23 protein-coding genes are annotated in these 24,190 nt (G+C 71.5%); 11 read left to right on the top strand and 12 right to left on the bottom strand.

Annotated features, from left to right (window positions below; translation table 11 throughout):
* Nucleotides 1-366: 366 nt before the first annotated feature.
* Nucleotides 367-1,407 (bottom strand): LacI family DNA-binding transcriptional regulator, encoded by a 1,041-nt coding sequence (locus BLT97_RS01100; RefSeq protein WP_093606726.1) that lies wholly within the window; start codon nucleotides 1,405-1,407, stop codon nucleotides 367-369.
* Nucleotides 1,408-1,726: 319 nt separating this feature from the next.
* On the opposite strand from BLT97_RS01100, the gene BLT97_RS01095 reads away from it, so the two are divergent.
* The 4 genes from BLT97_RS01095 to BLT97_RS01080 all read left to right on the top strand — a co-directional run bounded on the left by BLT97_RS01095 (nucleotide 1,727) and on the right by BLT97_RS01080 (nucleotide 6,260).
* Nucleotides 1,727-2,686, top strand: coding sequence for an ROK family protein (locus tag BLT97_RS01095; protein ID WP_093606725.1), 960 nt, complete (start codon nucleotides 1,727-1,729; stop codon nucleotides 2,684-2,686).
* Between the two features lie 371 nt (nucleotides 2,687-3,057).
* Nucleotides 3,058-4,350, top strand: a complete 1,293-nt coding sequence (locus BLT97_RS01090; protein WP_093606724.1) for an ABC transporter substrate-binding protein — start codon at nucleotides 3,058-3,060, stop codon at nucleotides 4,348-4,350.
* Nucleotides 4,351-4,419: 69 nt separating this feature from the next.
* Nucleotides 4,420-5,343, top strand: a complete 924-nt coding sequence (locus tag BLT97_RS01085; RefSeq protein ID WP_093606723.1) for a carbohydrate ABC transporter permease — start codon at nucleotides 4,420-4,422, stop codon at nucleotides 5,341-5,343.
* Nucleotides 5,340-6,260 carry a carbohydrate ABC transporter permease gene (locus tag BLT97_RS01080; RefSeq protein WP_093606722.1) on the top strand — a complete coding sequence of 307 codons (921 nt, stop codon included), beginning with the start codon at nucleotides 5,340-5,342 and terminating at the stop codon, nucleotides 6,258-6,260. The genes BLT97_RS01085 and BLT97_RS01080 overlap by 4 nt, the downstream gene beginning before the upstream one ends.
* Nucleotides 6,261-6,300: 40 nt before the next feature.
* Here the strand turns inward: BLT97_RS01080 and BLT97_RS38360 are convergent, their stop codons facing one another.
* Together BLT97_RS38360 and BLT97_RS37700 are read right to left on the bottom strand one after the other, a co-directional pair.
* Nucleotides 6,301-6,825 (bottom strand): DUF6221 family protein, encoded by a 525-nt coding sequence (locus BLT97_RS38360; protein ID WP_245769081.1) that lies wholly within the window; start codon nucleotides 6,823-6,825, stop codon nucleotides 6,301-6,303.
* A gap of 52 nt (nucleotides 6,826-6,877) precedes the next feature.
* Entirely contained in the window at nucleotides 6,878-7,051 is a 174-nt protein-coding gene (locus tag BLT97_RS37700; protein WP_176953588.1) for a hypothetical protein, read from the bottom strand.
* A 227-nt stretch (nucleotides 7,052-7,278) separates the two neighbouring features.
* Between BLT97_RS37700 and BLT97_RS01070 the strand changes: the two genes are divergently transcribed.
* Complete coding sequence (locus BLT97_RS01070; protein WP_093606721.1) at nucleotides 7,279-7,860, top strand: TetR/AcrR family transcriptional regulator; 582 nt, start codon at nucleotides 7,279-7,281, stop codon at nucleotides 7,858-7,860.
* Nucleotides 7,861-7,957: 97 nt separating this feature from the next.
* On the opposite strand, the gene BLT97_RS01065 is transcribed toward BLT97_RS01070, so the two are convergent.
* The gene (locus BLT97_RS01065; RefSeq protein WP_218137273.1) at nucleotides 7,958-9,085 is read right to left on the bottom strand and encodes an agmatine deiminase family protein; all 1,128 of its coding nucleotides are present in this window, start codon (nucleotides 9,083-9,085) and stop codon (nucleotides 7,958-7,960) included.
* Between the two features lie 196 nt (nucleotides 9,086-9,281).
* Here BLT97_RS01065 and BLT97_RS01060 point away from each other — a divergent pair, with 196 nt between their 5' ends.
* Complete coding sequence (locus tag BLT97_RS01060; RefSeq protein ID WP_093606719.1) at nucleotides 9,282-9,743, top strand: DUF3291 domain-containing protein; 462 nt, start codon at nucleotides 9,282-9,284, stop codon at nucleotides 9,741-9,743.
* A 24-nt stretch (nucleotides 9,744-9,767) separates the two neighbouring features.
* Here the strand turns inward: BLT97_RS01060 and BLT97_RS01055 are convergent, their stop codons facing one another.
* Entirely contained in the window at nucleotides 9,768-9,983 is a 216-nt protein-coding gene (locus tag BLT97_RS01055) for a hypothetical protein (protein WP_093607680.1), read from the bottom strand.
* Nucleotides 9,984-10,092: 109 nt separating this feature from the next.
* Between BLT97_RS01055 and BLT97_RS01050 the strand changes: the two genes are divergently transcribed.
* Nucleotides 10,093-11,133, top strand: coding sequence for an NUDIX hydrolase (locus tag BLT97_RS01050; RefSeq protein WP_093607679.1), 1,041 nt, complete (start codon nucleotides 10,093-10,095; stop codon nucleotides 11,131-11,133).
* A 39-nt stretch (nucleotides 11,134-11,172) separates the two neighbouring features.
* Here the strand turns inward: BLT97_RS01050 and BLT97_RS01045 are convergent, their stop codons facing one another.
* Together BLT97_RS01045 and BLT97_RS01040 are read right to left on the bottom strand one after the other, a co-directional pair.
* Complete coding sequence (locus BLT97_RS01045; RefSeq protein WP_245769079.1) at nucleotides 11,173-12,342, bottom strand: amidinotransferase; 1,170 nt, start codon at nucleotides 12,340-12,342, stop codon at nucleotides 11,173-11,175.
* A gap of 187 nt (nucleotides 12,343-12,529) precedes the next feature.
* Nucleotides 12,530-13,903: a dipeptidase gene (locus BLT97_RS01040; RefSeq protein WP_093606718.1), complete on the bottom strand. Its 1,374-nt coding sequence runs from the start codon at nucleotides 13,901-13,903 to the stop codon at nucleotides 12,530-12,532.
* A 303-nt stretch (nucleotides 13,904-14,206) separates the two neighbouring features.
* Here BLT97_RS01040 and BLT97_RS01035 point away from each other — a divergent pair, with 303 nt between their 5' ends.
* On the top strand, nucleotides 14,207-15,424 hold the full coding sequence (locus BLT97_RS01035) for a geranylgeranyl reductase family protein (RefSeq protein WP_093606717.1): 1,218 nt from the start codon (nucleotides 14,207-14,209) through the stop codon (nucleotides 15,422-15,424).
* An 86-nt stretch (nucleotides 15,425-15,510) separates the two neighbouring features.
* Here BLT97_RS01035 and BLT97_RS01030 read toward each other — a convergent pair whose 3' ends face one another.
* Entirely contained in the window at nucleotides 15,511-16,473 is a 963-nt protein-coding gene (locus tag BLT97_RS01030; RefSeq protein ID WP_093606716.1) for a GNAT family N-acetyltransferase, read from the bottom strand.
* A 178-nt stretch (nucleotides 16,474-16,651) separates the two neighbouring features.
* On the opposite strand from BLT97_RS01030, the gene BLT97_RS01025 reads away from it, so the two are divergent.
* Nucleotides 16,652-17,890 (top strand): sensor histidine kinase, encoded by a 1,239-nt coding sequence (locus BLT97_RS01025; protein WP_245769078.1) that lies wholly within the window; start codon nucleotides 16,652-16,654, stop codon nucleotides 17,888-17,890.
* A 43-nt stretch (nucleotides 17,891-17,933) separates the two neighbouring features.
* Nucleotides 17,934-18,599: a response regulator transcription factor gene (locus tag BLT97_RS01020; RefSeq protein ID WP_093606714.1), complete on the top strand. Its 666-nt coding sequence runs from the start codon at nucleotides 17,934-17,936 to the stop codon at nucleotides 18,597-18,599.
* Here BLT97_RS01020 and BLT97_RS01015 read toward each other — a convergent pair.
* The 3 genes from BLT97_RS01015 to BLT97_RS01005 all read right to left on the bottom strand — a co-directional run bounded on the left by BLT97_RS01015 (nucleotide 18,560) and on the right by BLT97_RS01005 (nucleotide 21,640).
* Entirely contained in the window at nucleotides 18,560-18,835 is a 276-nt protein-coding gene (locus BLT97_RS01015) for a DUF6332 family protein (RefSeq protein WP_093606713.1), read from the bottom strand. The genes BLT97_RS01020 and BLT97_RS01015 overlap by 40 nt on opposite strands.
* A gap of 83 nt (nucleotides 18,836-18,918) precedes the next feature.
* Nucleotides 18,919-19,650, bottom strand: a complete 732-nt coding sequence (locus BLT97_RS01010) for a maleylpyruvate isomerase family mycothiol-dependent enzyme (RefSeq protein ID WP_093606712.1) — start codon at nucleotides 19,648-19,650, stop codon at nucleotides 18,919-18,921.
* 139 nt (nucleotides 19,651-19,789) lie between these two features.
* Nucleotides 19,790-21,640, bottom strand: coding sequence for a sigma-70 family RNA polymerase sigma factor (locus BLT97_RS01005; protein ID WP_342742678.1), 1,851 nt, complete (start codon nucleotides 21,638-21,640; stop codon nucleotides 19,790-19,792).
* Nucleotides 21,641-21,930: 290 nt separating this feature from the next.
* On the opposite strand from BLT97_RS01005, the gene BLT97_RS01000 reads away from it, so the two are divergent.
* Nucleotides 21,931-22,623, top strand: a complete 693-nt coding sequence (locus BLT97_RS01000) for an alpha/beta fold hydrolase (RefSeq protein WP_093606711.1) — start codon at nucleotides 21,931-21,933, stop codon at nucleotides 22,621-22,623.
* A gap of 91 nt (nucleotides 22,624-22,714) precedes the next feature.
* Here BLT97_RS01000 and BLT97_RS00995 read toward each other — a convergent pair whose 3' ends face one another.
* Nucleotides 22,715-24,058, bottom strand: a complete 1,344-nt coding sequence (locus BLT97_RS00995; protein WP_093606710.1) for an MFS transporter — start codon at nucleotides 24,056-24,058, stop codon at nucleotides 22,715-22,717.
* Nucleotides 24,059-24,190 lie beyond the last annotated feature (132 nt).

The raw sequence follows: 24,190 nt of genomic DNA, 5'->3' as shown, positions 1-24,190 counted from the left end.
TGACGCCGCTTGCCAGTTCGGCCCGCCGGCCTGTGCAGCTCGCCTGCGTGTGACGTCCACCTGCGTGTGGAGCTGACCGGACCGTGAAGCGCGCCTGCCCGTGGAGCTGGCCGGACCGTGCAGCCCGTCCGGCCGTGGTGTGCGGCTGACCGGAGGGCTGGTCGTCGACCGGTGCGGGGGGTCGGTCCGCCCGGGACGTCCGCGTACCGCAGGCGCCCTTCGCGCGTCCGTACGGTACTCGGCCGTACGTAACCCATGACGCCACGTGCCCGTGGGCGACTCCCGCCAACAGCCGCCCCCAGTACGTGACTTCGGGTCGCGCCGCCGCCCACGGGGCGCAGTCGGAGCGCCTCGTGGCCCGCCCCCTCACTCCGCCGGCGGCAGCTCCCCCGAACCGCGGGTGATCAGGCGGGTCGCCAGCTCGATGCGTTCCGGCGCCGCGTCCTGGCCGCCGTCGAGGCGCCGGAACAGACGTTCCGCCGCGGTGCGGCCGAGCGCCGCCGCGTCCTGGGCGATGACGCTCACGCCCGGCTGCAGGAGGTCCGCGAGCTCGAAGTCGTCGAACCCGACGAGGGCGACCGGCCGGGACAGGCCCGCGAGGACCCGTACGACCGTGACGGTCACACGGTTGTTGCCCGCGAATACGGCCGTCACCGGAGCGGGACCCGACAGCATCGCCTCGGCCGCCGCGCGTACCCGCTGTGCGTCCGTCGTGCCGAGCGACTCCCACGCCTCGTCGACGGGCAGGCCGGCGTCCTCCATCGCCGCGCGATAGCCGCGCAGGCGCTCGGCCGCGGTGTGGATGCGCGGCTGGTCGCCGATGAACCCGATCCGCCGGTGCCCGTGCGCGATCAGATGGGCCACACCGTCGCGCGCCCCGCCGTAGTTGTCGGACAGGACGGTGTCGGCGTCGATGCGTCCCGCCGGACGGTCCACGAACACCGTGGCGACCCCGGCCTTGATCTCCGGCTCCAGATAGCGGTGGTCGTCCCCGGCGGGGATCACCACCAGACCGTCGACCCGGCGCGCGCACAGCGCGAGCGCCAACTCCTGCTCACGGTCCGGGTCCTCGGCGCTCGAGCCGTTGATGAGCAGCGCGCCGTGGGCCCGCGCGACCTCCTCGACCGCACGGCTCAGCGGCCCGTAGAACGGGTCGGCGAGATCCTCGAGGACGAGACCGATGCTGGCCGTGCGGCCCTTGCGCAGCACGCGTGCGCTGTCGTTGCGCCGGAAGCCCAGCGCCTCGATGGCCTCCTGGACGCGCCGCTCGGTGTCCGGGGTCACGCCCGACTCGCCGTTGACGACACGGGAGACCGTCTTGAGCCCGACTCCCGCGCGTGCGGCCACGTCCTTCATCGTCGGCCGGTTGCCGTAGCGGCTCTCGGTCCCCCTGGCTGTCTCCGCCACGAATGCCGTCCTGTCCTCAAGTGCTCGGTGCGCATGCTGTTCCGTCGTATGCGGACCCATGACCCGGCCCCCGCCGCCCCGCCGGCCGGTGCGCGCCGCAGAAGGGCGGGCACCGCGGTCACGGAGCGGGAACCGGGCGTGCACCCCGGTCAGGGGCTGAACACCGAGGCAGGGGCTCACGGTCTCGCATACGTGTGGCGTCGAGCATAGAGCCTAGACAACGTTGTCAGCGCGGGAGAGACTGTCGATCTGCCTCTGCGACCTGGAGAACCTGCCTCTCCGGGCGTCAGACGAGCTCTCACCGACCTGGAGACGGACCGTGACGCAGAACGAACTGGTGGCCGCGCTGGACATCGGCGGCACCAAGATCGCCGGCGCCCTCGTGGACAGCGCGGGCCGGATCCTGGTCCGGGCGCAGCGCCCGACGCCCGCCCGGGAGGACGGCGACACCGTGATGCGCGCCGTCGAGCAGGTGCTCGGCGAACTCACCGGCTCGTCCCTGTGGTCCCGCGTGCGGGCGGTGGGCATCGGCAGCGCGGGGCCCGTGGACGCCTCGCGCGGCACCGTCAGCCCCGTCAACATCCCCGGCTGGCGCGGCTATCCGCTGGTCGACCGGGTGCGCGGCCTCAGTGGCCGGCTGCCCGTCGAGCTGATCGGCGACGGCGTCGCGATCACCGCGGCCGAGCACTGGCAGGGCGCGGCCCAGGGGTACGACAACGCGCTGTGCATGGTCGTCTCGACCGGGGTGGGCGGCGGCCTGGTGCTCGGCGGCAAGCTGCACCCCGGCCCGACCGGCAACGCGGGCCACATCGGACACATCAGCGTGGACCTGGACGGCGACCCCTGCCCGTGCGGCGGGCGCGGCTGCGTGGAGCGGATCGCGAGCGGCCCGAACATCGCGCGCCGCGCCCTGGAGCAGGGCTGGCAGCCGGGCCCCGACGGGGACACCACGACGGCGGCGGTGGCCGCGGCGGCCCGGGCCGGCGACCCGGTGGCGCTGGCCTCGTTCGAGCGCGCGGCGCAGGCCCTCGCCGCGTCGATCGCCGCGACGGCCAGCCTGGTCGAGATCGAGATCGCGGTGATCGGCGGGGGAGTGGCCAAGGCCGGCGACGTCCTGTTCACGCCGCTGCGCCGGACCCTGCGCGACTACGCGACCCTGTCGTTCGTGCAGAACCTGACGGTGACGCCGGCGATGACCGGCACCGACGCGGGTCTGGTCGGCGCGGCCGCGGCGGCGCTGGGGAGCGGTACACGCATGAAGGCGGGCGCACCCGCCTAGGGGTCGAGGACGACTGACGGTTTGCCAGCGCTCCGATCATTTCCCGGCAGGTGATACGGCCGGGAATGCCGGACGCGGTCAACTTCCCTGGCGGCGGCGCCGGTTGGGAATTGTCATATCCGTGACATGCCGCGCGTTTCCGGTAGGCGCTGTTGGAGTCTGTTGGAAGAGAAGCGATAACAGTTCTCCCGTGTCCTGTCGGAAGCCTTGACCAACCCGCAGGTTGGCAGTGTGATCCAAGCCTCACGTTCGGTTGTGTTGGGTTCGCCCGGCCGTTGTACGCGTCCGACGAGGAGAGGGTCATGGCACAGTCATCGCTCACCGATCACGGGACCTTCGGCAGCACACCCGGCCATCGCGCAGAACATCGGATGTCCCGGCGAACTCTGCTGCGGGGCACGGCGATCGGGGCCGGCGCGGTCGCCCTGCCGTCGCTCCTCACGGCGTGCGGCGGCGGCCCGGCCGACGCCGGCAAGACCATCGCCCTCGGGTCCAACGCCTCGGACCCGGTGCCGAAGAAGGCCTTCGCGGAGGCCTTCAAGGCGTACGAGGAACAGTCGAAGGACGACCGCAAGGTCAAGGTCAACACCGTCGACCACAATTCGTTCCAGGAGAACATCAACCGCTATCTGCAGAGCACGCCCGACGACGTGTTCATGTGGTTCGCCGGCTTCCGCATGCAGTTCTTCGCGAAGAAGAATCTGCTGCACGAGATATCCGATCTCTGGTCCGGCTTCGACGGCTTCTCGGACGCGATCAAGGACCAGTCCACGGGCGAGGACGGCAAGCAGTACTTCGTGCCGTATTACTACTACCCGTGGGCCGTCTTCCACCGGAAAAGCGTCTTCCAGAAGTACGGCTACGAGGTGCCGAAGGACCTCGACGCCTACGTGGCCCTGGCCAAGCAGATGCAGAAGGACAAGCTCGTCCCGATCGCGTTCGCGGACAAGGACGGCTGGCCCGCGATGGGCACCTTCGACTACCTGAACATGCGCATCAACGGCTACGCGTTCCACAAGTCCCTGATGGCCGGCGAGAAGGCCTGGAACGGCAAGGAGGTCAAGGAGGTCTTCGACACCTGGCGCCGCCTGATGCCGTATCACCAGGAAGGCGCCAACGGCCGTACCTGGCAGGAGGGCGCGCAGTCCCTGCAGAAGGGCCAGGCCGGCATGACGGTGCTCGGACTGCCGCACCCGGGCCAGCAGTTCCCCGACGCGGACAAGGAAGACCTCGACTTCTTCGCCTTCCCGGAGATCGATCCGGAGCACGGCCAGGACGCGGTCGAGGCGCCCATCGACGGCTTCCTGCTCGCCCGCAAGGGCAAGAACCTCAAGAACGACAAGGGCATGGCAGCGGCCAAGGACCTGCTGAAGTTCCTCGCCACGGCCGAGGCCGAGAACATCTACCTCCAGCACGACCCCAACAACATCGCGGTGCACGACGGCGCGGACACGGGCAAGTACTCCACGTTGCAGAAGAAGGCCGTCGATCTGGTCTCCGGCGCCAAGCAGATCTCGCAGTTCCTGGACCGCGACACCCGCCCCGACTTCGCCTCCACGGTGATGATCCCGGCGATCCAGACCTTCATCGGCAACCCCCAGGATGTCGACGGGCTCGTCAACGACATCGAGCGGCAGAAGAAGACCGTCTTCGCCTCCGACTGACCCTCAGTGCCGGGGCTGCGGCGGCATCCGCCGCGGCCCCGGTGCGTGACGTTCCGGGAGTCCCCACCCGTGTCGCTCACCACCACGCGGGGCGGCCGACGGCAACGGCCGCGCGGTACACGGCGGTTCAACCGCCGCGACCGCATCGTGCTCGGCATCCTCCTCGGCCTCGCCGTCCTGGTCGACCTGTTCATCGTCTGGGGCCCGACCCTCGCCTCCGTAGGCCTCTCCTTCACCAGCTGGGACGGCATCAGCGAGATCAGCTGGGTCGGCCTGGACAACTACCGGACCGCGTTCACCGAGTACCCGCAGTTCTGGCCCGCCGTGCGGCACAACCTCATGTGGCTGGGCTTCCTCGGCCTCGTGGCCACGCCGTTCGGGCTGTTCCTCGCCGTGCTCATCGACCGGGGCGTGCGCTTCAGCCGCTTCTACCAGTCGGCGATCTACCTGCCGGTGGTCCTGTCGCTCGCCATCGTCGGGTTCATCGCCCAACTGGTCTTCTCCCGCGACCAGGGCGCGCTCAACGCGCTGCTCGGCCGCCAGGACAACCCCGTCGACTGGATCGGCGACCCGGACCTCAACATCTGGATGGTGCTGCTCGCCGCGGCCTGGCGGCACACCGGTTACGTGATGATCCTCTACCTGGCCGGTCTCAAGGCGGTGGACTCCTCGCTCAAGGAGGCGGCCGCGATCGACGGGGCGAACGAGCGGCAGACCTTCTTCAAGGTGGTCTTCCCGACGCTCAGGCCGGTCAACGTCGTGGTCATGGTGATCACGGTGATCGAGGCGTTGCGCGCCTTCGACATCGTCTACGCCATCAACCGGGGCAGAAACGGCCTGGAACTGCTCTCCGTGCTCGTCACCGACAACATCATCGGCGAGGCGAGCCGGATCGGCTTCGGTTCGGCGATCGCCGTGGTGCTGCTCGTCGTCTCCCTCGGCGTCGTCGTCACGTACCTGGTCCAGGAGCTGCGAGGGGAGAAGGACCGATGAGCGTCGCACCCGCCCCCGCGCCGACCGCCGCCACCGAGCGGGTCTCCGCGCCCGAGTCCCGGCCGCGTCGCCGCGGCCGCTGGGGCACGCAGATCTTCCTCACGGCCGTCTCGCTCGGCTTCCTCGCCCCGCTGCTGCTCGCCGTGTACGCCTCCTTGCGGCCGTACGACGAGACGGCCGAGGAAGGCTACTTCTCGCTGCCGAAGTCCCTGTCGTTCGACTACTACCGGCAGGCGTTCACCGACTCGGAGATGACGAAGTACTTCGTCAACACGCTGCTCATCGCGGTGCCCGGGGTGCTGATCGTGCTCTTCCTCGCCTCGTTCGTGGCCTTCGCGGTGTCCCGCCTGAACATGCGCGGCGGCATCGTCCTCGTCATGGTCTTCACGGCGGGCAACCTGCTGCCCCAGCAGGTGATCATCACCCCGCTCTACGCGGTCTTCAACAAGATCGAACTGCCCTACTGGATGTCGGACTCCTACCTGATGTACGACTCCTACTGGGCCGTGCTCGCCGTCCAGATCGGATTCCAGCTCGGCTTCTGCGTGTTCGTGCTCGCCAACTTCATGCGGACCCTGCCGAAGGAGATCGTCGAGGCGGCGATCGTGGACGGCGCGGGCGTGTGGACCCAGTACTGGCGGATCACCCTGCCGCTGTGCCGCCCCGCCCTCGCGGCCCTCGGCACCCTCCAGTTCACCTGGATGTACAACGACTTCCTCTGGGCACTCGTCTTCATCAACACCGGCGACAAACTCCCCATCACCTCGGCCCTCAACAACCTCTCGGGCCAGTTCTTCACCGACTACAACCTCCTGGCCGCCGGCTCGGTGATCGTCGCCGCCCCGACCATCATCGTGTTCCTGCTGCTCCAGCGGCACTTCATCGCGGGGCTGACGTTGGGGTCGAGCAAGGGGTAGGGGCGGTGTGCGGTGCGGTCGGCCGTTTTCCGGTGCGCGATCACGGCCGCCACTCGTCGCGACAGCCGGGCCGGTCCGCGTAGGACAGGGCGAGGTCGCGAAGGTCCGGACAGGGCCAAGGCTCACCGTCGTACAGGCAGTCGTCGGCGTCGTCCCAAGGGCGCCCGGGATCTCCTTCGGCGGGGCTCAGGACGTGCCGTGCCAGGATGCGCCGCTTGGCCTCGATCTCGCGCAGCACCCGCGCCGGATCGTGCGCAGCGATATGACATGCCGCGGCAACCGGAACCTCCATGGCGTGCGCGATGGCGAACTGCGGCAGGAGGCCGACGTGTTCCGTGGGGAACCGTTCCACGCTGCGCAGCGAGAACCCGAAATTCTCTGCCTCGTCGGTGAGGAACTCGGACCGGGACGGGTCGGGCGTCACCGGTGTGTCCGACTCGGGATCCACCCAGTGCCAGTGCACGCCGCCGGCAACCGGTGCACTCTCGAATCGGCGGCTGGCCTCGGTCGCGATGCGGGCGTCTTCGTCGATCTGGCGGCCGAGCCACTCCACGAGATCACTCATCCTGCGCTGTCTCCCTCTCGAGCCTGGGGCCGCAGAGGCCTCACTAAGCGGGTCACAGGCTGGACAGAGCGATCCATGCACCGAGACCGAATGTGAGCAAGGGAGCGCAGAACAGCAGCAGCAGGCTCGCGCCGTTGTCCTTCGCGCTGAACAGCAGCCCGGCGCCGAGCCGCACCAGCGGCGTGCCCACGAAGGCGATCAGCACACCGATCAGGATCCCCATCATCCCCACCCCTCAACGGCCGCTCCCCAGCGGCACTTCGGCAGATCGTAGACGACATGCCACCGCCCGCACGGAGCGTGACTTCCGCATCGTCGAAGGCGCCGGCTGACCCCGGTCGGGAGGTGGGGGAGGGCGTCCGGCGGCCCGGCGTGTACGGCTCGGCGACAATGGCTGCGCAGAGCAGTGACCGTCAGCCGGTGCCGACGCGCCGGTGAGGAGAGAGGCAACGGGTGTCAGAGCGCCGGCGGACGATTCTGGAAGCGGCCGTGAGGACCATCGCCCGCTCGGGCGTGCGCGGCCTGCGGGTCGAGGAGGTCGCAGCCGAGGCGGGCGTGTCCACGTCGCTGCTCTACTACCACTTCAAGGACCGGGCGGGTCTCGTACGGAGCACGCTGGAGTTCGTCAACGACCGCGTCGGCTCCGCCACCGACCCCGGCGCCGCGGCCGACCCGAGCCCGCGCGGCATGCTCGAACACCGGCTGCTCGCGGAGATCCAGGACACCCCTGCCGTGCGCGAGGACTCCACCGCCTGGGGGGAGTTGCGCGCGGCGGCCGTGTTCGAACCAGGGCTGCGGGAGACCCTGGCCCGTTCCACCGGGGTGTGGGTGGAGGAGATCGCCGCGGACATCGAGACCGCGCGCCGGGCCGGGCAGGTCCGCGACGACCTCGATCCGCAGGCGGCGGCCGAGCGGCTCACCGCCCTCGTCGAGGGCCTGAGCGAGCGCTGGCTGAGCGGATCCCTCACACAGGAGCGGGCGTCTGCGCTGCTGCGCGGGGCGATCGAGCTGGAGCTCGGGCCGCATTCTGAATGACCCGCGGCTCGGGACCCGTCCCGAGTGGCCCGCAGCCCGCAGCCCGCAGCCCGCAGAGCACAGAGCGCACAGCCCGCAGCCCGCACCCGTGATCCTGTTACGCGCCGCCCCGCGGGAGCTTCGGCAGCTGCTGGGTCGCGCAGTGGACGCCGCCGCCACCCGCCGCGACATGGCGGATCGGCACCTGCACGACCTCACGGTCCGGATACAGCTCCCGCACGAGGGCCCGCCCGTCGCGGTCCGTCCGCCGGTCGCCGAGCCCGGGGAAGATCACCGCGCCGTTGCACACGTAGTAGTTCACGTAGCTGCCGAGGAAGTCCGCGCCGACGTCGCCCACGGCGGCGGCCTCGGGCAGCCGGACGATCTCGAGCCGCTTGCCGCGCGCGTCGGTGGCCTGCTCCAGTACGCCGCGGGCCTGCTCGTACGCCCGCCACCAGACATCACGGGGCGCGTCCGCGGGCGGGGTGCTCAGGACCACGAGCCCCGGCTCGACGAACCGCGCCAGCGCGTCGATGTGGTAGTCCGTGATGTCGTGCCCCTTCACCCCGTCCACCCAGATCACCTTGGTGACGCCGAGAAGGGCCCGCAGATCCTGCTCGATGTCGTCGCGCGACCGGCCCGGGTTCCGGTTGTCGTTCACCCATGAGCTCTCGGTCGCCAGCAGGGTGCCTGCTCCGTCGATCTCGATCGAGCCGCCCTCGCCGACGACCGGCGCCCCGATCCGCTCGATCTTCTCGAGCCCGAGGACCTTGCGCGCGACCTCGCTGTCGTTGCGGTGGGTCTGCTTGCCGCCCCACCCGTTGAAGTTGAGATCGATTCCCGCGATCCCCTGCGGACCGAGGACGAAGGTGGGGCCCGTGTCCCGTACCCACAGGTCGTCGACGGGGACCGGGACGACCTCCACGCCCGAGCCGCAGGCCCGCTGGGCCGCCTTGACGTCCCGCTCGCCGGCCAGCATCACCACCGGCTCGAAGTCCGCGACGGCGCGGGCGACGGAGGCGATGTCCTCATGGACGTACGGGAGGTCCGCGCCCCAGATCCGCCGGGTGGGCCATGCCATGTAGGTCAGCTCGTGCGGCTGCGCCTCCTCCGGCATGCGCCATCCGCCGCCGGACGGTGACCCGGACGGAGCAGGGGCGGCGGCCCCGCGCTCCGGGCGGCAGGCGGCGAGGATGCCGGCGGCCGCCGCGCCGAGGGCTGCCTGAAGGGTCTGACGTCGGGACATGGGCACCGTGATCTCCTGACTGAAAATTTAGTCAGGATTCACGATACGGGACCGGAGTGGTGCCCGAGGGGACGGTGGTGGCGGAGGGCAGTGCCTGCGGGGACTCCGGAGACGGCTGTGGCCGAGCCCGCGCCGGGACGTCTCAGTCCGCGGAAACCCGGTGAGATCCGCGGGCGCCCCTGCCTAAGGTTCCGGCATGGCCGACTCACCCGCGTACCACCTCGCCCAGGTCAACGTCGGACGCCTCCAAGCGCCGCTGGATTCCGCCCAGTTGAAGGACTTCACGGAAGGGCTCGTGCCGGTGAACGCCGTGGCGGACCGGTCCGACGGGTTCGTGTGGCGGTTGCAGGACGAGTCCGGGGACGCCACCGACTTCCGGATACTCGGCGACCCCGAGCTGCTGATCAACCTGTCCGTGTGGCGCGACGTCGACGCGCTCAACACGTTCATGTACTCCGGCCGCCACCGCGAACTGCTCAAGCGGCGCCGGGAGTTCTTCCACCGCCTGGAGGAGGCCGTGACCGCGCTGTGGTGGGTGCCCGCCGGGCACCTGCCCTCGGTCGAGGAGGCCGGGGAGCGGCTGCTGCACCTGCGCGAACACGGGCCGAGCGCGTACGCGTTCTCGCTGCGGAGGTCCTTCCCGCCCCCGGCGGAATGAGCCGCCTCACACCCGGTGCTCGCCTCACACCCCGTGCGACCCCGGCTCGATGATCTCGTCCAGGACATTGCGCACCGCCTGGAACGCGCACCCGTAGACCTGTGCGGTCAACTCGTCGTCGGGGTCGGCGCGTTGGAGATCCTTGCCGTGCTCGCGCCAGGACTGTTCCTGGCGCGCGGCCCAGTCGCGGGCGCGCAGGATACGGCGGAGCAGTTCATCCGAGTCGACAATGTCGGTCATACCCCACGCGTACCCGGCCGACGGCGGACCAGACGTCCAGGTCAAGCCATGCCGGGTTACGTGGCAGGGTGGAGCGGGCAGGCCTCAGGGGGCCAACAGAAGAGGGGGAATCGTGATCGTTTGGGTCAACGGCGCGTTCGGCGCGGGGAAGACCACCACCGCCCGCGAACTGCTCGACCTGATCCCGAACAGCACGCTCTTCGAACCGGAGGTCATCGGCGCCGCCCTGCCCCGGCTGCTGCCGCCCAAGCACCTGGCCGAAGCGGGCGACGACAAGGATCTCGGCATCTGGCGGCGGCTGGTGGTCGACACCGCCGCGGCGCTGCTCGCAGAGGTGGGCGGAGTCCTGATCGTGCCCGTGACCTTGCTGCGCCAGGAGCACCGGGACGAGATCTTCGGCGGGCTCGCCTCGCGCCGTATCCCCGTGTGCCACGTGGTGCTCGCGCCGGCCGAAACGATCCTGCGCGAGCGGATCGCCGCGCGAGAGGCGGCAGACGGCCAGGACGGTGAACTGCCGGTGCGCCAAGAGGCGTCGGCGCACATCGAGCCGTACCGCGCGGCGCTCGCCGACTGGCTGACGGCCGACGCGTACCTGGTCGACAGCACCGCCCTGAGCCCGCGCGAGACCGCCGAGCGGATCGCCGAAGCCGTACGGACCGGGGCGGCCGGCGTCTGCGAGATCGTGCAGACACCGCAGCCGTCCGCGGAGACCCTCGCCGCGGGGGTGCTGCTCTTCGACGAGGAGGACCGCGTGCTCCTCGTCGATCCCACGTACAAGCCCGGCTGGGAGTTCCCCGGCGGCGTGGTCGAGCCGGGCGAGGCGCCCGTCGCGGCCGGCGTGCGCGAGGTCGCCGAGGAGACAGGCCTGCAACTCTCCGTGCAACCACGCCTGTTGGTGATCGACTGGGAGCCGCCGGTGCCGCCCGGCTACGGCGGGATACGGCTGCTGTTCGACGGCGGCCGGCTCCCCTCGGACGCGGCCGCACGCGCCCTGCTCCCCGGCCCCGAACTGCGCGCCTGCCGCTTCGTGGCGGAGACGGAGGCAGCGGTACTTCTGCCGCCGCTGCGTTACGAGCGCCTGCGCTGGGCCCTGCGGGCCCGCGAACGGGGCGCCCCGCTGTATCTGGAAGGCGGTGTGCCCGTCGGATAGCGGCCGAGTCGGGGCACCGCACGCCGTCGCGCGGCCCCGTCAGTCCACGTACGACTGCAGCGTGCCCCTGCGGCGCACGTCCAGGGTCGCGCAGTGGAACGAGCCGCCGAACGGCGCGTAGTGCAGCAGGTCGCAGGGGACCGGTTCGAAGCCCCAGCGCTCCAGGGCCCGCAGCATGCCGGTGTGGTGGCGTTCCGCGATCACCCGCTTCTCGTCCAGCATCAGCACGTTCATGCTCAGCCACTTCCCGCACATCGACGTGACCTTGAGCAGGCGCTCGTCGATCGGGTCGGGTTCGGGAGCGACCAGGACGTCCCAGGAGCGCAGCACCTCGGGCAGCTTGCCGGGGTCGACGTACTCCGGGTTGATCAGCACCTTGCCGGGGGCGAGCGGCATGAACGTGGTGTCGATGTGCATCGGCGTACGGCAGCTGCTGGTGATCTCGTGGATCCGGTAGCCCGGGCCGAGATGGCGGCGCAGCCACTCGATGCCCGTGCGGTTGGTGACATTGCTGCGGGTGACGAACAGGTCGCGGCCGGCCCGTACGAAGTCGGCGGCGTCGAAGACGGGCTCGAACTCCGTGAGGATGTAGCGCATCGGCTCGTCCGCGCCCGGAGTGCGGAAGCCGGGCTCGTACAGCTCGTCGGTCAGCTGCGGCTTGGGCGCGGAGGTCCAGCGGGCCCCGCGCCGGAAGTAGTCCTTGAGCAGCGGCCGGTAGGAGTGGGTCTCGAAGTAGCGGCACGGCCAGGCCATCGGCGTCTCGATGATCTCGTCACCGATGACGAGCATGCTGTCGCGCGGACAGGTGTTGCAGAAGCCGCGCGAGGACCAGTCGGGCGTACGGAAACGCTGCTTGTGGTCGACGGCTTCGGGCCGGCGCACCGTGATGCCGAGGGACTCCAACAGCTCGACGAATCCGTCCAGTTCGTCCTGTGCCTGGCCGATCAGGCGGCGCGGGTAGCGCAGCCCCGCGGCGAGACCCTGAAGGCGTCCGGCCCACGACGGGACATTGCAGGTGACGACCGGGTGGTCGGAGGGGATCGTGGCGCCTTCGAGGCGGCCGACGATCACCTCCTCCAGGGGGTCCCATTCGTTGAACGAGTTCACCGGGGAAGTCCGGCCCTGCGCCAAGGTGTCGGGCCGCGCGGCCGGGCGCGGCGCACAGACCGGGCTGTCCGCCGCCGTTCTGGTGCCGAGGCTCTGTTCCATGGAACGACTTCCTCACCTGTGTCCAGGGTGCTCCGGGAGGCCCGGGCGATCAAGCCGGGCAGGTCCGGGTACCCCTGGAGATCGCGGTCACGCCTGGGCCCTGACCAGGCGGCCGAAAGCCGACGGTCCCGGTCCCCGGGCGGGGAGCGGGACCGTGCGGCCTATCGGAGTCGTGCCGTGCGGAAGGTCAGGCCTTCGACGCCGCGTAGTTCTGGAGGAACAGGGCCTCGGTCACCGACAGCTGACGCAGCTCCTCGGGCGAGACCGACTCGTTCGGTGCGTGGATCTGCGCCTCCGGCTCGCTCAGGCCGATCAGCAGGATCTCGGCGTCCGGGTAGAGGGAGCCGAGGGTGTTGCACAGCGGGATCGAGCCGCCCTGGCCCGCGTACTGCATCTCCTGGCCCGGGTAGGCGAACGCCATCGCGTCGGCCATCGCCTGGTACGCGGGCGAGTGCACGTCGGCACGGAACGGCTGGCCCTGCCCGACCTGCTCGACCCGCACCCGGGCGCCCCACGGGGTGTGCGCCTCGATGTGGGCCCGCAGCAGCTTGGTGGCCTCGGCGGCGTCCACGCCCGGCGGCACGCGCAGGCTGATCAGGGCGCGTGCGGCCGCCTGGACGGAGGGCGTCGCGCCCACGACGGGCGGGCAGTCGATGCCGAGGACCGTGACCGCCGGGCGGGCCCAGATGCGGTCGGCCACCGTGCCGGAGCCGATCAGCTCCACGCCGTCGAGGACCTTGGCGTCCCGGCGGAAGTCCTCCTCCGGGTACTGAAGACCCTCCCAGGTCTGGCCTCCTTCGAGACCGTCGACCGTGGTCGAGCCGTCCTCGGCGCGCAGCGAGTCCAGGACGCGGATGAGCGCGCCGAGCGCGTCCGGGGCGGCGCCGCCGAACTGCCCGGAATGCAGGTTGCCTTCGAGGGTGTCCATCTCGACGCGCAGCATGGTCATGCCGCGCAGCGTCGAGGTGACCGTCGGCAGACCGACCCGGAAGTTGCCGCTGTCGCCGATCACGATCGCGTCCGAGACCAGCAGCTCCGGGTGGGCCTCGGCGTACCGCTCGAGACCCCCGGTGCCCTGCTCCTCGGAGCCCTCGGCGATGAACTTCACGGAGACCGGCACACCGCCGTTCGCCTTCAGGGCGCGCAGCGCGAGCAGGTGCATGATCACGCCGCCCTTGCAGTCCGCCGCACCGCGCCCGAACCAGCGGCCGTCCCGCTCGGTCAGCTCGAACGGCGGGGTCACCCACGCCTGCTCGTCCAGCGGCGGCTGCACGTCGTAGTGCGCGTAGAGGAGCACCGTCGGCGCGCCCTCGGGGCCGGGCAGCAGGCCGTACACGGACTGGGTGCCGTCCGGGGTGTCCAGGAGCGCCACGTCGGTGAAGCCCTCGGCGCGCAGCGCGTCGGCCACCCAGTTCGCCGCGGCCTCGCTCTCGCTCTTCGGGAACTGCTCGAAGTCCGCCACCGACCGGTACGCCACCAGCTCGGCCAGCTCCTGCCGCGCCTCGGGCATGAGGCCGGCGACGGTCTCGGCGATCCGCTCCTGCGGCGTGTTCGGCGACATGGGCACGCTCCTGAAGGCTGCGACGTTGTACGGGTGCACGTCTTACGGGGTCTTACGGGTCCTGCGTTACGGGGCTTGCGGGTCCGGCGGACCCTGGGGGCCCCACGGTTCCGCGGGCGGTTCTTCGCGGGCCGGCGGCCTTGCACAGATGTGCGGAGGTTGCGCACGGATCCGCGAGCCGATCTTCGCACAAGCGGAGACGCCCTGTTCCTGCGGCGGGGGCGATCCGTGCCCGCCGTAGGATCTCCCTGGACAAGTGCCAGTCGGCAGCCGCAGACAGCCGGATCGGAGCAGCAGGCCATCGTGAGCAGCGAGAACCCGGACCGTAACGAGCCGGACGAGACCCCCGAGGTGTGGGACGTCGTGGTCGTGGGCGCAGGCCCCGCCGGCGCCTCGGCCGCCTATGCCGCGGCCGTCGCCGGACGGCGGGTGCTGCTCCTGGAGAAGTCCGTACTGCCGCGGTACAAGACCTGCGGCGGCGGCATCATCGGCCCCTCGCGCGACGCCCTGCCGCCCGGCTTCGAACTGCCGCTGAAGGACAAGGTGTACGCGGTCACCTTCTCCCTGGACGGCAAACTCGCCCGCACCCGGCGCTCCAAGAAGATGCTGTTCGGCCTGATCAACCGGCCCGAGTTCGACCAGCAGCTGGTCGAGTCCGCCCAGAAGGCCGGCGCGGAGCTGCGCACGGGCGTCACCGTCTCGCGCGTGGAGCAGCACGGGCCCGAGGTGCCGGACCGGCGCACGGTCGCGGTGGTCCTGAACGACGGGGAGACCGTCCTGGCGCGCGCGGTCGTCGGCGCGGACGGCAGCGCAAGCCGCATAGGAGCACATGTCGGCGTGCAGCTCGACCAGGTCGACCTCGGGCTCGAGGCCGAGATCCCGGTGCCGCCGACGGTCGCCGAGGACTGGAAGGGCCGCGTCCTCATCGACTGGGGCCCGCTGCCCGGGAGTTACGGGTGGGTGTTCCCCAAGGGCGACACCCTCACCGTCGGCGTGATCTCGGCCCGGGGCGAAGGGGCCGCCACCAAGCGGTACTTGGAGGACTTCATCGGGCGCCTCGGGCTCGCCGGCTTCGAGCCGGCGATCTCCTCGGGCCACCTCACCCGCTGCCGCACCGAGGACTCCCCGCTCTCGCGCGGCCGCGTCCTGGTGTGCGGGGACGCGGCAGGGCTCCTGGAGCCGTGGACCCGCGAGGGCATCTCGTACGCGCTGCGCTCGGGACGGCTCGCGGGGGAGTGGGCGGTGCGCATCGCCGAGTCCCACGACGGTGTGGACGCCCGCCGCCAGGCGCTCAACTACGCCTTCGCCGTGAAGGCGGGGCTCGGGGTCGAGATGAACATGGGCCGCCGCGTCCTGACGCTCTTCGAGCGCAGGCCCGGACTGCTGCACGCGGCGATCACCGGCTTCCGGCCGGCCTGGAACGCGTTCGTGCGGATCGTGCAGGGCCACACCTCGCTGGCCGAGATCGTCCGCACGCACCCGATGGCACGCCGCGCGATCAGCACGCTCGACCGGCACTGACGACGGGCGCTGACGACCGGCACAGGGCGGGCCGGGGGTGCGCGGAACCCGTGGGCTCCGCGCACCCCGGCCCGCCCTGTGCGCCGTCAGCCCGTCGTCGCGTACTTGATCATCGGTGCGTCCCGGGAGATCGGGCGGAAGCCGACGCCGTAGTACAGGCCGCGCGCCGCGGGATGGCCCGGCGCGCCCAGGCAGCACACGGTCATCTGTACGGCGCCCGCCGCGCGTGCCAGGTGCATGCCGTGCACCAGCATCGTCCGGGCCAGTCCCCGGCGCCGGTGGGCCGGATGGGTGCCGACCGGTTCGAACTCCGCCGTCTTGTTCGCCTCGTCGAGCCACATGATCGTCGAGCAGGCCATCGTCCCGTCGGGCGACTCGACGAGCAGATGCAGATCGCTCCGGTAGCCCGGCGTGCGCCGTACGCCCTCGTACCCCTCGACGGTGTAGGGCGAAGGGCTCCAGGCGTCCACATGCGCGCGGACTGCCGCCTCGGGCCCGGCCTCGTCCGCGGTACGGAAGCGGAAACCTGCCGGCAGGGTTGGGTCGCCGAGGTCCGTGAGATCGGTGAGCTCCCGGACGTTGCACTGCATCCACGAGCCCGCGTCGCCGAGCGCGGACGGGTCGGTCACGTAGCCGTGCGCCGCCCAGCGCTCCAGGGCGAACGCGTCGCCTGCGCCCGGCAGCACCGTGCGCTCAAGCCCGGCGGCCACGTCGTCGAACCACTCGATCACCTCGTCGACAAGACCGGCGTGTGCGGGATGGGCCTGGTAGGCGAGATACGCGCCGGCGAGATGCTTCTCCGTGCCGTCGCTCAGCCGGTACGTGCGCGGCAGATGGGCCCACGCCCACGCGGTGAGTTCGCCCTCGTGGAACCAGAGCCTGCGCCGCCAGTGCGCCCCGAGCGCGGCATGGTTCCTGCCCCAGTTCCAGGCGAGTTCGCCGTACGACGCATCGGCGTTGAGGAGGTCCTGCCGCACGGCGGTGACGCGTTGCGCGAGTCCCTGCATGAGCACGATGTCCGCATGCGTGAGCAACTCAGAATCGGTCATGGTGGGCCACTCTGACAGGGGCGCGGGCCTGCGGTCGATTGGATTACGGGTGGGCGTCGCACCGACTGTGGAGCCGATGGGCGGGCCCGCACCACCCGTCGCGTACTTCACCGGGAGTACGCCCGCTCACCTCCCACGGCGGACGTCGCCGCACGTCCGCCCGGTCTAGCGTGGCGGTATGGAAGAGCAGCACAGCACCGCCAGGCCGATGCGCCCCTGGGGCGGACCGCCCTGGCACGACGGCCCGCCCGGCCCCTGGAGGTGGGCGGCGCGCGGCGGGCTGCCGTGGTTCTCGACCGCCGCGGTGACCGTGTTCGTCCAGGTCGGCAGCACCTTCGCCGCTCACGGTCAGACCGAGTACCGGGCCGGCCTCGACGTGTTCGCCCGCCTCCTGCTGCTCCTCGGCACGGCGCTGCTCCTGTGGCGCGGCAGGCACCCCGTGGCGGTGGTGTTCGGCGTGGCCGCCACCACGATGCTCTATCTCGGCGCCGGCTATCCGTACGGCCCGGTCTTCGTCACGGTCGCACTCGCCGTGTTCGCCGCGATCGTCGCCGGACACCGCAGATCCGCCTGGGCCGCCATCGGCATGCTGTGGCTCGGGCACCTGCTCATCTCGCACTGGCTGTACCGCTGGCTGCCGCCCTCCGGGGACACGGCGGCGTCCTGGGGCGGTGAACTGGTCGTCGCCGCCTGGGTGGTGGCGATCGTCGCGGTGGCCGAGCTCGCGCGGATGCGCCGCGAACAGTGGGCCAAGGAGCGCGCCGAGCGGGCCGAGGCGGCCCGGCGCCGCGCGGACGAGGAGCGGCTGCGGATCGCCCGCGAACTGCACGACGTACTCGCCCACTCCATCTCGGTCATCAACGTCCAGGCCGGCGTGGGCCTGGCCCTGCTGGACTCCGACCCGGAGCAGGCCCGTACGGCCCTGACCACCATCAAGTCCGCGAGCAAGGAAGCGCTCGGCGAGGTGCGCCAAGTCCTCGAATCGCTGCGCACGCCCGGCGACGCACCCCGGGCCCCCGCGCCCGGCCTGGACCGGCTGCCGGAACTGGTCGACCAGGCGGCGAGCGCGGGGCTCACCGTCGAGGTGACCCGCGAGGGCAGGGCGGTCGGCCTCGCGCCCGGCGCCGACCTCGCCGCCTTCCGCATCGTCCAGGAAGCGCTCACCAACGTCGTACGCCACTCGGGCTCGCGACGCGCACGCGTCACCATCGGCTACGGGGCCGGCGCGCTGGATCTGCGCATCGAGGACGACGGACCCGCGACCCAGGCCGATGCCGGGGGCAGCGGCAACGGACTCGCCGGGATGCGGGAGCGCGCGGCCGCGCTGGGTGGCACGATCGAGGCGGGCCCGCGACCGGACGGAGGCTTCCGCGTCCGTGCCTCGATCCCGCTGCGCCCCAAGGAGACCCCGTCTTGATCCCGTTGATTCCGTCGATCCCGTCGATCCAGGAGGCCGCTTCATGATCCGGGTCCTGCTCGCCGACGACCAGTCGCTGGTCCGTGCCGGGTTCAAGGCGCTGCTCGACGCGCAGAGCGACATCGAGGTGGCGGGCGAGGCCGCGGACGGCGAGGAGGCGCTGCGGCAGGTGCGCGCGCTGCGCCCGGACGTGGTCCTGATGGACATCCGGATGCCGCTGCTGGACGGCCTCGCCGCGACCCGCCGTATCACCGAGGACGAGGGCCTTGCCGACGTGAAGGTCGTCATGCTGACCACCTTCGAACTCGACGAGTACGTCTTCGAGGCCATCCGAGCGGGCGCCTCGGGCTTCCTGGTCAAGGACACCGAACCCGAGGAACTCCTGCGTGCGGTACGGGCGGTGGTGGACGGGGACGCCCTGCTCTCACCCGGCGTGACGCGCCGTCTCATCGCCGAGTTCGCGGCCCGCTCCAAGGAGCCCGCGCTCGAACAGAGCCTCGGCGAACTCACCGAGCGCGAGCGGGAGGTGATGGCCCTGGTCGGGATCGGCCTGTCCAACGAGGAGATCGCCCGCCGCCTGGTCGTCTCGCCGCTCACCGCGAAGACCCATGTCAGCCGCACGATGGTCAAGCTGGGCGCCCGCGACCGGGCCCAACTCGTCGTCCTCGCCTACGAGTCGGGGCTGGTCCGCCCGGGCTGGCTCGGCTGACGCGACGCGCTGCGGAACCGCCCCAGGACGCCGACCACCCGTACGACGAACGTGACGGCGGCGAGGATCACTCCCGCTGTCACCAGCACCTGGCGCACACCCGCCGACAGGTCGAACGCCCAGCCGGGCCCGGCCACGACGGCGAAGACGAAGGCCGCGACGAGAACCGCCGACACCAGCGCGTAGACGATCTCCACGGTGGCGGCGTCCCGTTCGGCCTGTGTCCGAGTCCCCATGGGCACCAGTGAACCAGCGGGCCGTGCCGCCCTGCCACCGGAATGACGGCCATTGTGTGCCCTGCCCACCCCGGGAGGAGTCACTACACAGCCGAGGTCTCCCGCCACAGCCGGGCCACCGTGGCGTCGCCGGTGATCGGCGGTGTCGGGAGACGGTTCCACAAGGCCAGGTACAGGCGCGCCGCCGGGCCGCTGATCTCGCAGTCGGCAGGGCCCTCGGCATCCCGCGTGGTGACCGGGACCTTCTCGGAGATGTGGACGGTCCACACCGCGTCCGCGTCGGTGGCGCGCACGCGGAGCACCTTGGGCTCGTCGCTGCGGACGCGGCTCTTCTCGCGGGCGTGGAATCCGCACAGCAGCTCGTCGATGCCGTCGACGGCGAACTCGGGGGTGAGGGCGGTGCGTTCGGCCGCGTGCAGTGCGGACTCCGAGTCGACCCGGTGGATCGCGGTCTCGTGCGCCTGGCGGCGCGCCCAGAACGCCCGCGCCGAGGGAGCGGGCAGAAAGGCCCAGCACTCCAGGTCGTCCGGCGCCTGCTCGAGCGCCTCGACGAGCAGCCCGTGCCCTTCCCGGAACCAGGCGAACAGCTCCGCGCCGTCCAAGTCCGGCTCCCCGGCGTCCGGTTGGTAGCGCTTGTGCCCCTCCACCACGAACGCGGCGGCCCAGCGGTGCACCGTCCCGGTGTGCCGGACGAGATCGCGCACCCGCCAGCCGGGACAGGTCGGGACGGCGGCGTCGGCTCCCGCGGCCTCGGCGTTGTCGGCCAGCAGCTGCCCCTCGGCGCGCAGAGCCGCGATGTGCGTGGCGATGTCCATGGCCCGGGATCCTAGGGAGCGGGTCGGCCCTGTGACCAGGGGATTCCGAGGGGTGGATACGGGTGCGGGGGAAGGGGCCGGCTCGGTGACCATGCCGACGGTGACCACCGGCATGCCGTGGGCCGCCCGTGCCAGGCGGTTACCAGCCGAACATCTGCGTCCAGGTCCAGTCGCCCGTCGTCACGCCCAACCCCATTGTCTTCAGGCCGCAGTTGAGGATGTTGGCGCGGTGGCCCGGCGAGTTCATCCATGCGTCCATCACGCTCTGCGCCGAGCCCTGGCCGCGCGCGATGTTCTCGGCGCCCGCGTTGTCCACGCCCTGCGCGGCGGCCCGGTCGCTGAACGTGCGGCCGTCCTGGCTCGTATGGCTGAAGTAGCCGTTCGCCGACATGTCCTCGCTGTGCAGCTGGGCGGCCCTGGACAGGCGGCTGTCCATCGTCACGGGCGCACAACCCGCCTTCGCACGCTCGGCGTTGACCAGCGCGAGCACCTGTTGCGCGTGGCTGCCGCCGGGGTTTGCGGGCGGCTGCGGGGGAGGCTTGGGCTTGGTGGTCCGCGTCTTGGTCGGCTTCGGCTCGGGTTCGGCGGGCTTCGTGGTCGTCGGGGACTTCGACGGCTTGCTGCTCGGCGACGCCTCGGGGGACTTCGAGGTGGAGGCGCTGGGCGAGGCGGACTCGGACGTCGCGGCCGAAGCGGGCTCACTCGTCGGCTCCGGCTCGGTGGCCGAGGCCGCCCGCACCTTGTCGCTGTCCTCGTCCGGCGCCATCAGATCGATGCCGACCACGCCCGCACCGGCGACCAGCGCCACCACGGCGGCCGCGGCCACGGCGGTACGGCGCCGCTTGCGCAGCCGCAGCTGCCGTTCCTGCATCCGGGTCGGAACGTTCGGAGTGATCGGACCGTTGGGAGTGCTCGGCCCGCTCGGCCCGCTCGGTCCGCCCGGACTGGTCGGGGTCACATCGGCGCTTGGGGCGTCGCCCGGTCCCGTCAGCTCGTACATGCCGATGCGGTCGTACGTCTCGGCCCCGCTGTAAGCATCCGGCCCGCTGTAAGCGTCCGGCCCGCCGTAAAACTCGGAGCCGCCGTACGCCTCACTGTCTCCGTACGCCCCGGGACCGGCCTGTGACCCGGGACTGCCGTACGGAGGCACCGGAGCCGAGGCGAAGGCGACCGTCTCGGATGCGTGTTCCCCGTACAGTCCGAGCGCCGCGAGCAACCCGGCCCCGGCGGCACCCGCCACCGGCACCATGCCGAATCCCACGAGGAGCCCCTCGGCCGGCCAGAGGTCGGCCGTGTGCTGCGCGCACCGGCCGCACTCGCGTATGTGCCGGGCTATGCGCTTGCGCCACAGGCCCGACGGCACGCCGTCCCATATCCCGACCACCGCGCCGAGCCCCGGACACGGCGGCGCGGCGAGGGCGCGCACCACCACGCGCGCCGTCTCCAGCTGCCCCTTCATCCGCTGCACCCGCACCGCCGCGTGCTGCTCGGAGATCTCCAGGGCGGCGGCCAGCTCGGATCGTGTCAGTTCGCCCGCCGCCTCCAGCCACCACAGCGCGAGCAGCTCGCGATCGTCCTGCTCCAGCCAGCGGGTGGCCTCGGCGACCTCGCGCCGCTGTCCCTCGAGGCCCAGGCGGACGATCGTGGCGTCCACGAAGTCCCCGGCGGGATCGGGCAGATCCAAGTCCTCCCGCGCTCCGAAGGGGTCGGGCGCCGACCGGCGCGCCTGGTGGTGGCCGCGGATCTGGTTCATCGCGATCGCCACGAGCCAGGACCTGAAGCGCGTCGGATCCTGGAGCCCGCCGATGCCGCGCAACGCCCGCAGCATCGTCTCCTGCACCACGTCGTCGACATCGGCATGACCGTTCAGCGCGCGGCCCACGATGCTGTAGACCAGCGGCAGGTACGCGGTGACCAGCTCGCCCTGCGCCCTGCGGTCACCGTGCCGCGCCGCGATCACCAACGCGCCGCTGTCTCGGCTCACACCCACGTCCGTCCACTCTCCCTCTCGCTCGCCGCCTCACCGGGCCGGCACTGGGGAGACCTCGGGGGCGGCGGCGGATAACAGGAATCGCGTCACCTTTGCGCGAGCGGGTCGCGGGACACAAGGGTCCAGGGGTGTGGGATATGCCTTACGCGGCCGGAGCGGCCGGAGCGGCCCGGGCGTGCGGGGAGGCCGGAGCGGCCGGGCCGGGCAGGCGGCGCGCTTCTCGACAGAGCCCCGGCCGGGTAGGTTGCACGTGTAACCAACCGCACGGGAAGTCCTGGAGGGGCGCCGAGATGAAACTGCACGTCCATGAACGCGGCGACGGTGACAAGGTCGCACTGCTCGTGCACGGCGGGATGTCCGACCACCGGACCTGGCACGCGGTCGAGGAGCACCTCGTCGGGCGCGGGTATCGCGTCCTCGCGCCCGACCTGCGCGGGCACGGGCTCAGCGGCCGCGGCGCCTACCGGCCGGAGCTGCTTGCGGGCGACCTGGTGGAGAGCCTGCCGGCCGGGGCGGACGTGGCGATCGGCCACTCCCTCGGCGGGCTGTCCCTCGCCCTCGCCGTTCCGGAGCTGCGGCCGCGGCGCGCGGTCTACTCCGACCCGGGCTTCCAGCTCGGCAACGTGCCGGCAGGTGCGACGGGCGCGATGCGGGCCATGGTCGCGTCGGCCACGGCCGATTCCGTACGGGCCATGAACCCGCGGTGGTCCGAGGCGGACATCGCCGCCGAGCTGGCGGGCTTCGCTCTGTTCGACGCCGAACTGCTCACCGCCATGGGCGACTTCGAGCAGGACTACCTGCCGCCGTCGGCCCTCGTCCCCTCGCTGGTCCAGCTCGCGGACCCGAGCCTGTGCGTCGATGCGAAGGGGCAGGAGCTGTTGCGGGAGCGCGGGTTCGAGGTGCGGGTGGTGCCCGGCGCCGGGCACTGCATCCACCGCGACGACCTCGGGGGATTCCTCGCCTCGCTCGACGGCTGGATCTGACACCCGCCGGACGTGCAGTGAGCGGGACGGGTGCTCGTCCACCCGTCCCGCTCACGGGAGTTGGCACGGGCTCAGCAGGCCCGTCGGCCGCTCAGCGCACGCCGCGCACGCGCAGCACTCCCACCGCGCCGACGAGTGACACCACGGCCGCCACGGGGAACAGCGCCTCGTAACCCCCCGCCGCAACGATCCAGCCCGAGATGGTCGGGGCCAGGATCTGCGGCCCGGCGTTCGCGATGTTGATGACGCCCATGTCCTTGCCGGCGTCGGCGCCGCGCGGCAGCACCTTCGTGATCAGCGCCATGTCGACCGCGAGATAGACGCCGAAGGCCATGCCGCCGACGATGTTGTACGCCAGCATGCCGCCCTCGGTCGGCGACAGGATCGGGATGGCGAGGGCCAGCGCCGCGGCCACGCCCGAGACGAAGACGAACGGCTTCACCTTGCCGACCCGGTCGGCGATGGGACCGATGAGGACCGAGGCGACCACCGTGCACAGGGCGTTGACGATCATCAGGAAGCCGGCGGTGGGCAGCAGGTCCGCGGGCGCGATCTTGATGTGGTCGGCGAGCAGGTACAGGTTGTACGTGAGGATGATGAAGTACCCGAGCATCACGCCGAGCCGCGAGAGGAAGGCCCAGCCGAAGTCCGGGTGATCCTTGGGGCTGACCCAGAAGTTGGCGAGGAAGCGCCGCAGCGAGAAGGGCTCGCGCGGCAGGTCGCGGGAGTCCTGGTCGGGGGAGATGACCACGAACAGGACGGCGGCCACGAACACCGCCGCCGCGATCAGGTAGTAGCCCTTCTCGCCGGCGAACGCACCGTCGAAGCCGCCGATCACCCCGTCGAGGCCGAACTTCGTGCCCGGGATGCCGCCGATGACGAGGGCGGCGACGATCGTGCCGAGCGGGACACCGAGGCCGACCAGGGCCGAGAACGTGCCGAGCTTCGGGGCGGGCACCCGGTCGGGCAGCGCGGCGGTGAGGGCGGCCTGGTAGCCGTTCATGATGAACTGCACGACGCCCCAGCTCAGTCCGAGCATCGCGATGCTCGCGGCCTGGGCCTGTGCGACCAGGGCGAGCGCGCCGAGTGCGGCGCACAGCAGGATCCAGGGGGCGCGCCGGCCGAACCGGGACCGGGTCCGGTCGGAGAGCTGACCGAAGACCGGGTTGCCGACCGTGGCGAGCACGGCGCCGATGGTGCTGGCCGTGGACAGGGCGGTCGTGTCGTTGTGGCCGGTGATCTCGGCGACCTGGATCGGCAGCAGGAAGCTCCCCACCCCGAGCCAGAGCAGGTACAGCGCGACGTTGGCCATCGGCAGCGTGACGTAGAGCCGGGCGAGACGGGAGCCGGTGGCCGGGCCTGCGGCAGCGGGGCCGCCGGCCGGGAGGACGTCGACCGTGGTCGACGCGGTCTCTTCAGGAAGTGAACGAGTCATGTGGGCCCCTAGGAAGGCGTGCCGAAGAAGCGGATGCGCGTGGGGTCGCGTTCGGCAGGAGCGTAGATGACACGTGTAACCTTGTGAAGATGCTGGAACCGACGGATGTCCGGCGGATTTCCGCGGGCGTGC

It is taken from the genome of Streptomyces indicus (assembly GCF_900100315.1).
GTDB classification, from domain to species: Bacteria; Actinomycetota; Actinomycetes; order Streptomycetales; family Streptomycetaceae; genus Streptomyces; species Streptomyces indicus.
This window is presented reverse-complemented; position numbering and strand designations above follow the sequence as displayed.

Bases quoted from the DNA above. Each gene is read 5' to 3' on its own strand.
- BLT97_RS01060 (WP_093606719.1), top strand. From the start codon at position 9,282: ATGGCCGACTCACCCGCGTACCACCTCGCCCAGGTCAACGTCGGACGC.
- BLT97_RS01040 (WP_093606718.1), bottom strand. From the start codon at position 13,903: ATGTCGCCGAACACGCCGCAGGAGCGGATCGCCGAGACCGTCGCCGGC.
- BLT97_RS01015 (WP_093606713.1), bottom strand. From the start codon at position 18,835: ATGGGGACTCGGACACAGGCCGAACGGGACGCCGCCACCGTGGAGATC.
- BLT97_RS01010 (WP_093606712.1), bottom strand. From the start codon at position 19,650: ATGGACATCGCCACGCACATCGCGGCTCTGCGCGCCGAGGGGCAGCTG.
- BLT97_RS01080 (WP_093606722.1), top strand. From the start codon at position 5,340: ATGAGCGTCGCACCCGCCCCCGCGCCGACCGCCGCCACCGAGCGGGTC.
- BLT97_RS01090 (WP_093606724.1), top strand. From the start codon at position 3,058: ATGTCCCGGCGAACTCTGCTGCGGGGCACGGCGATCGGGGCCGGCGCG.
- BLT97_RS01000 (WP_093606711.1), top strand. From the start codon at position 21,931: ATGAAACTGCACGTCCATGAACGCGGCGACGGTGACAAGGTCGCACTG.
- BLT97_RS38360 (WP_245769081.1), bottom strand. From the start codon at position 6,825: ATGAGTGATCTCGTGGAGTGGCTCGGCCGCCAGATCGACGAAGACGCC.
- BLT97_RS01055 (WP_093607680.1), bottom strand. From the start codon at position 9,983: ATGACCGACATTGTCGACTCGGATGAACTGCTCCGCCGTATCCTGCGC.
- BLT97_RS01020 (WP_093606714.1), top strand. From the start codon at position 17,934: ATGATCCGGGTCCTGCTCGCCGACGACCAGTCGCTGGTCCGTGCCGGG.
- BLT97_RS01065 (WP_218137273.1), bottom strand. From the start codon at position 9,085: ATGTCCCGACGTCAGACCCTTCAGGCAGCCCTCGGCGCGGCGGCCGCC.
- BLT97_RS01045 (WP_245769079.1), bottom strand. From the start codon at position 12,342: ATGGAACAGAGCCTCGGCACCAGAACGGCGGCGGACAGCCCGGTCTGT.
- BLT97_RS01030 (WP_093606716.1), bottom strand. From the start codon at position 16,473: ATGACCGATTCTGAGTTGCTCACGCATGCGGACATCGTGCTCATGCAG.
- BLT97_RS00995 (WP_093606710.1), bottom strand. From the start codon at position 24,058: ATGACTCGTTCACTTCCTGAAGAGACCGCGTCGACCACGGTCGACGTC.
- BLT97_RS37700 (WP_176953588.1), bottom strand. From the start codon at position 7,051: ATGATGGGGATCCTGATCGGTGTGCTGATCGCCTTCGTGGGCACGCCG.
- BLT97_RS01025 (WP_245769078.1), top strand. From the start codon at position 16,652: ATGGAAGAGCAGCACAGCACCGCCAGGCCGATGCGCCCCTGGGGCGGA.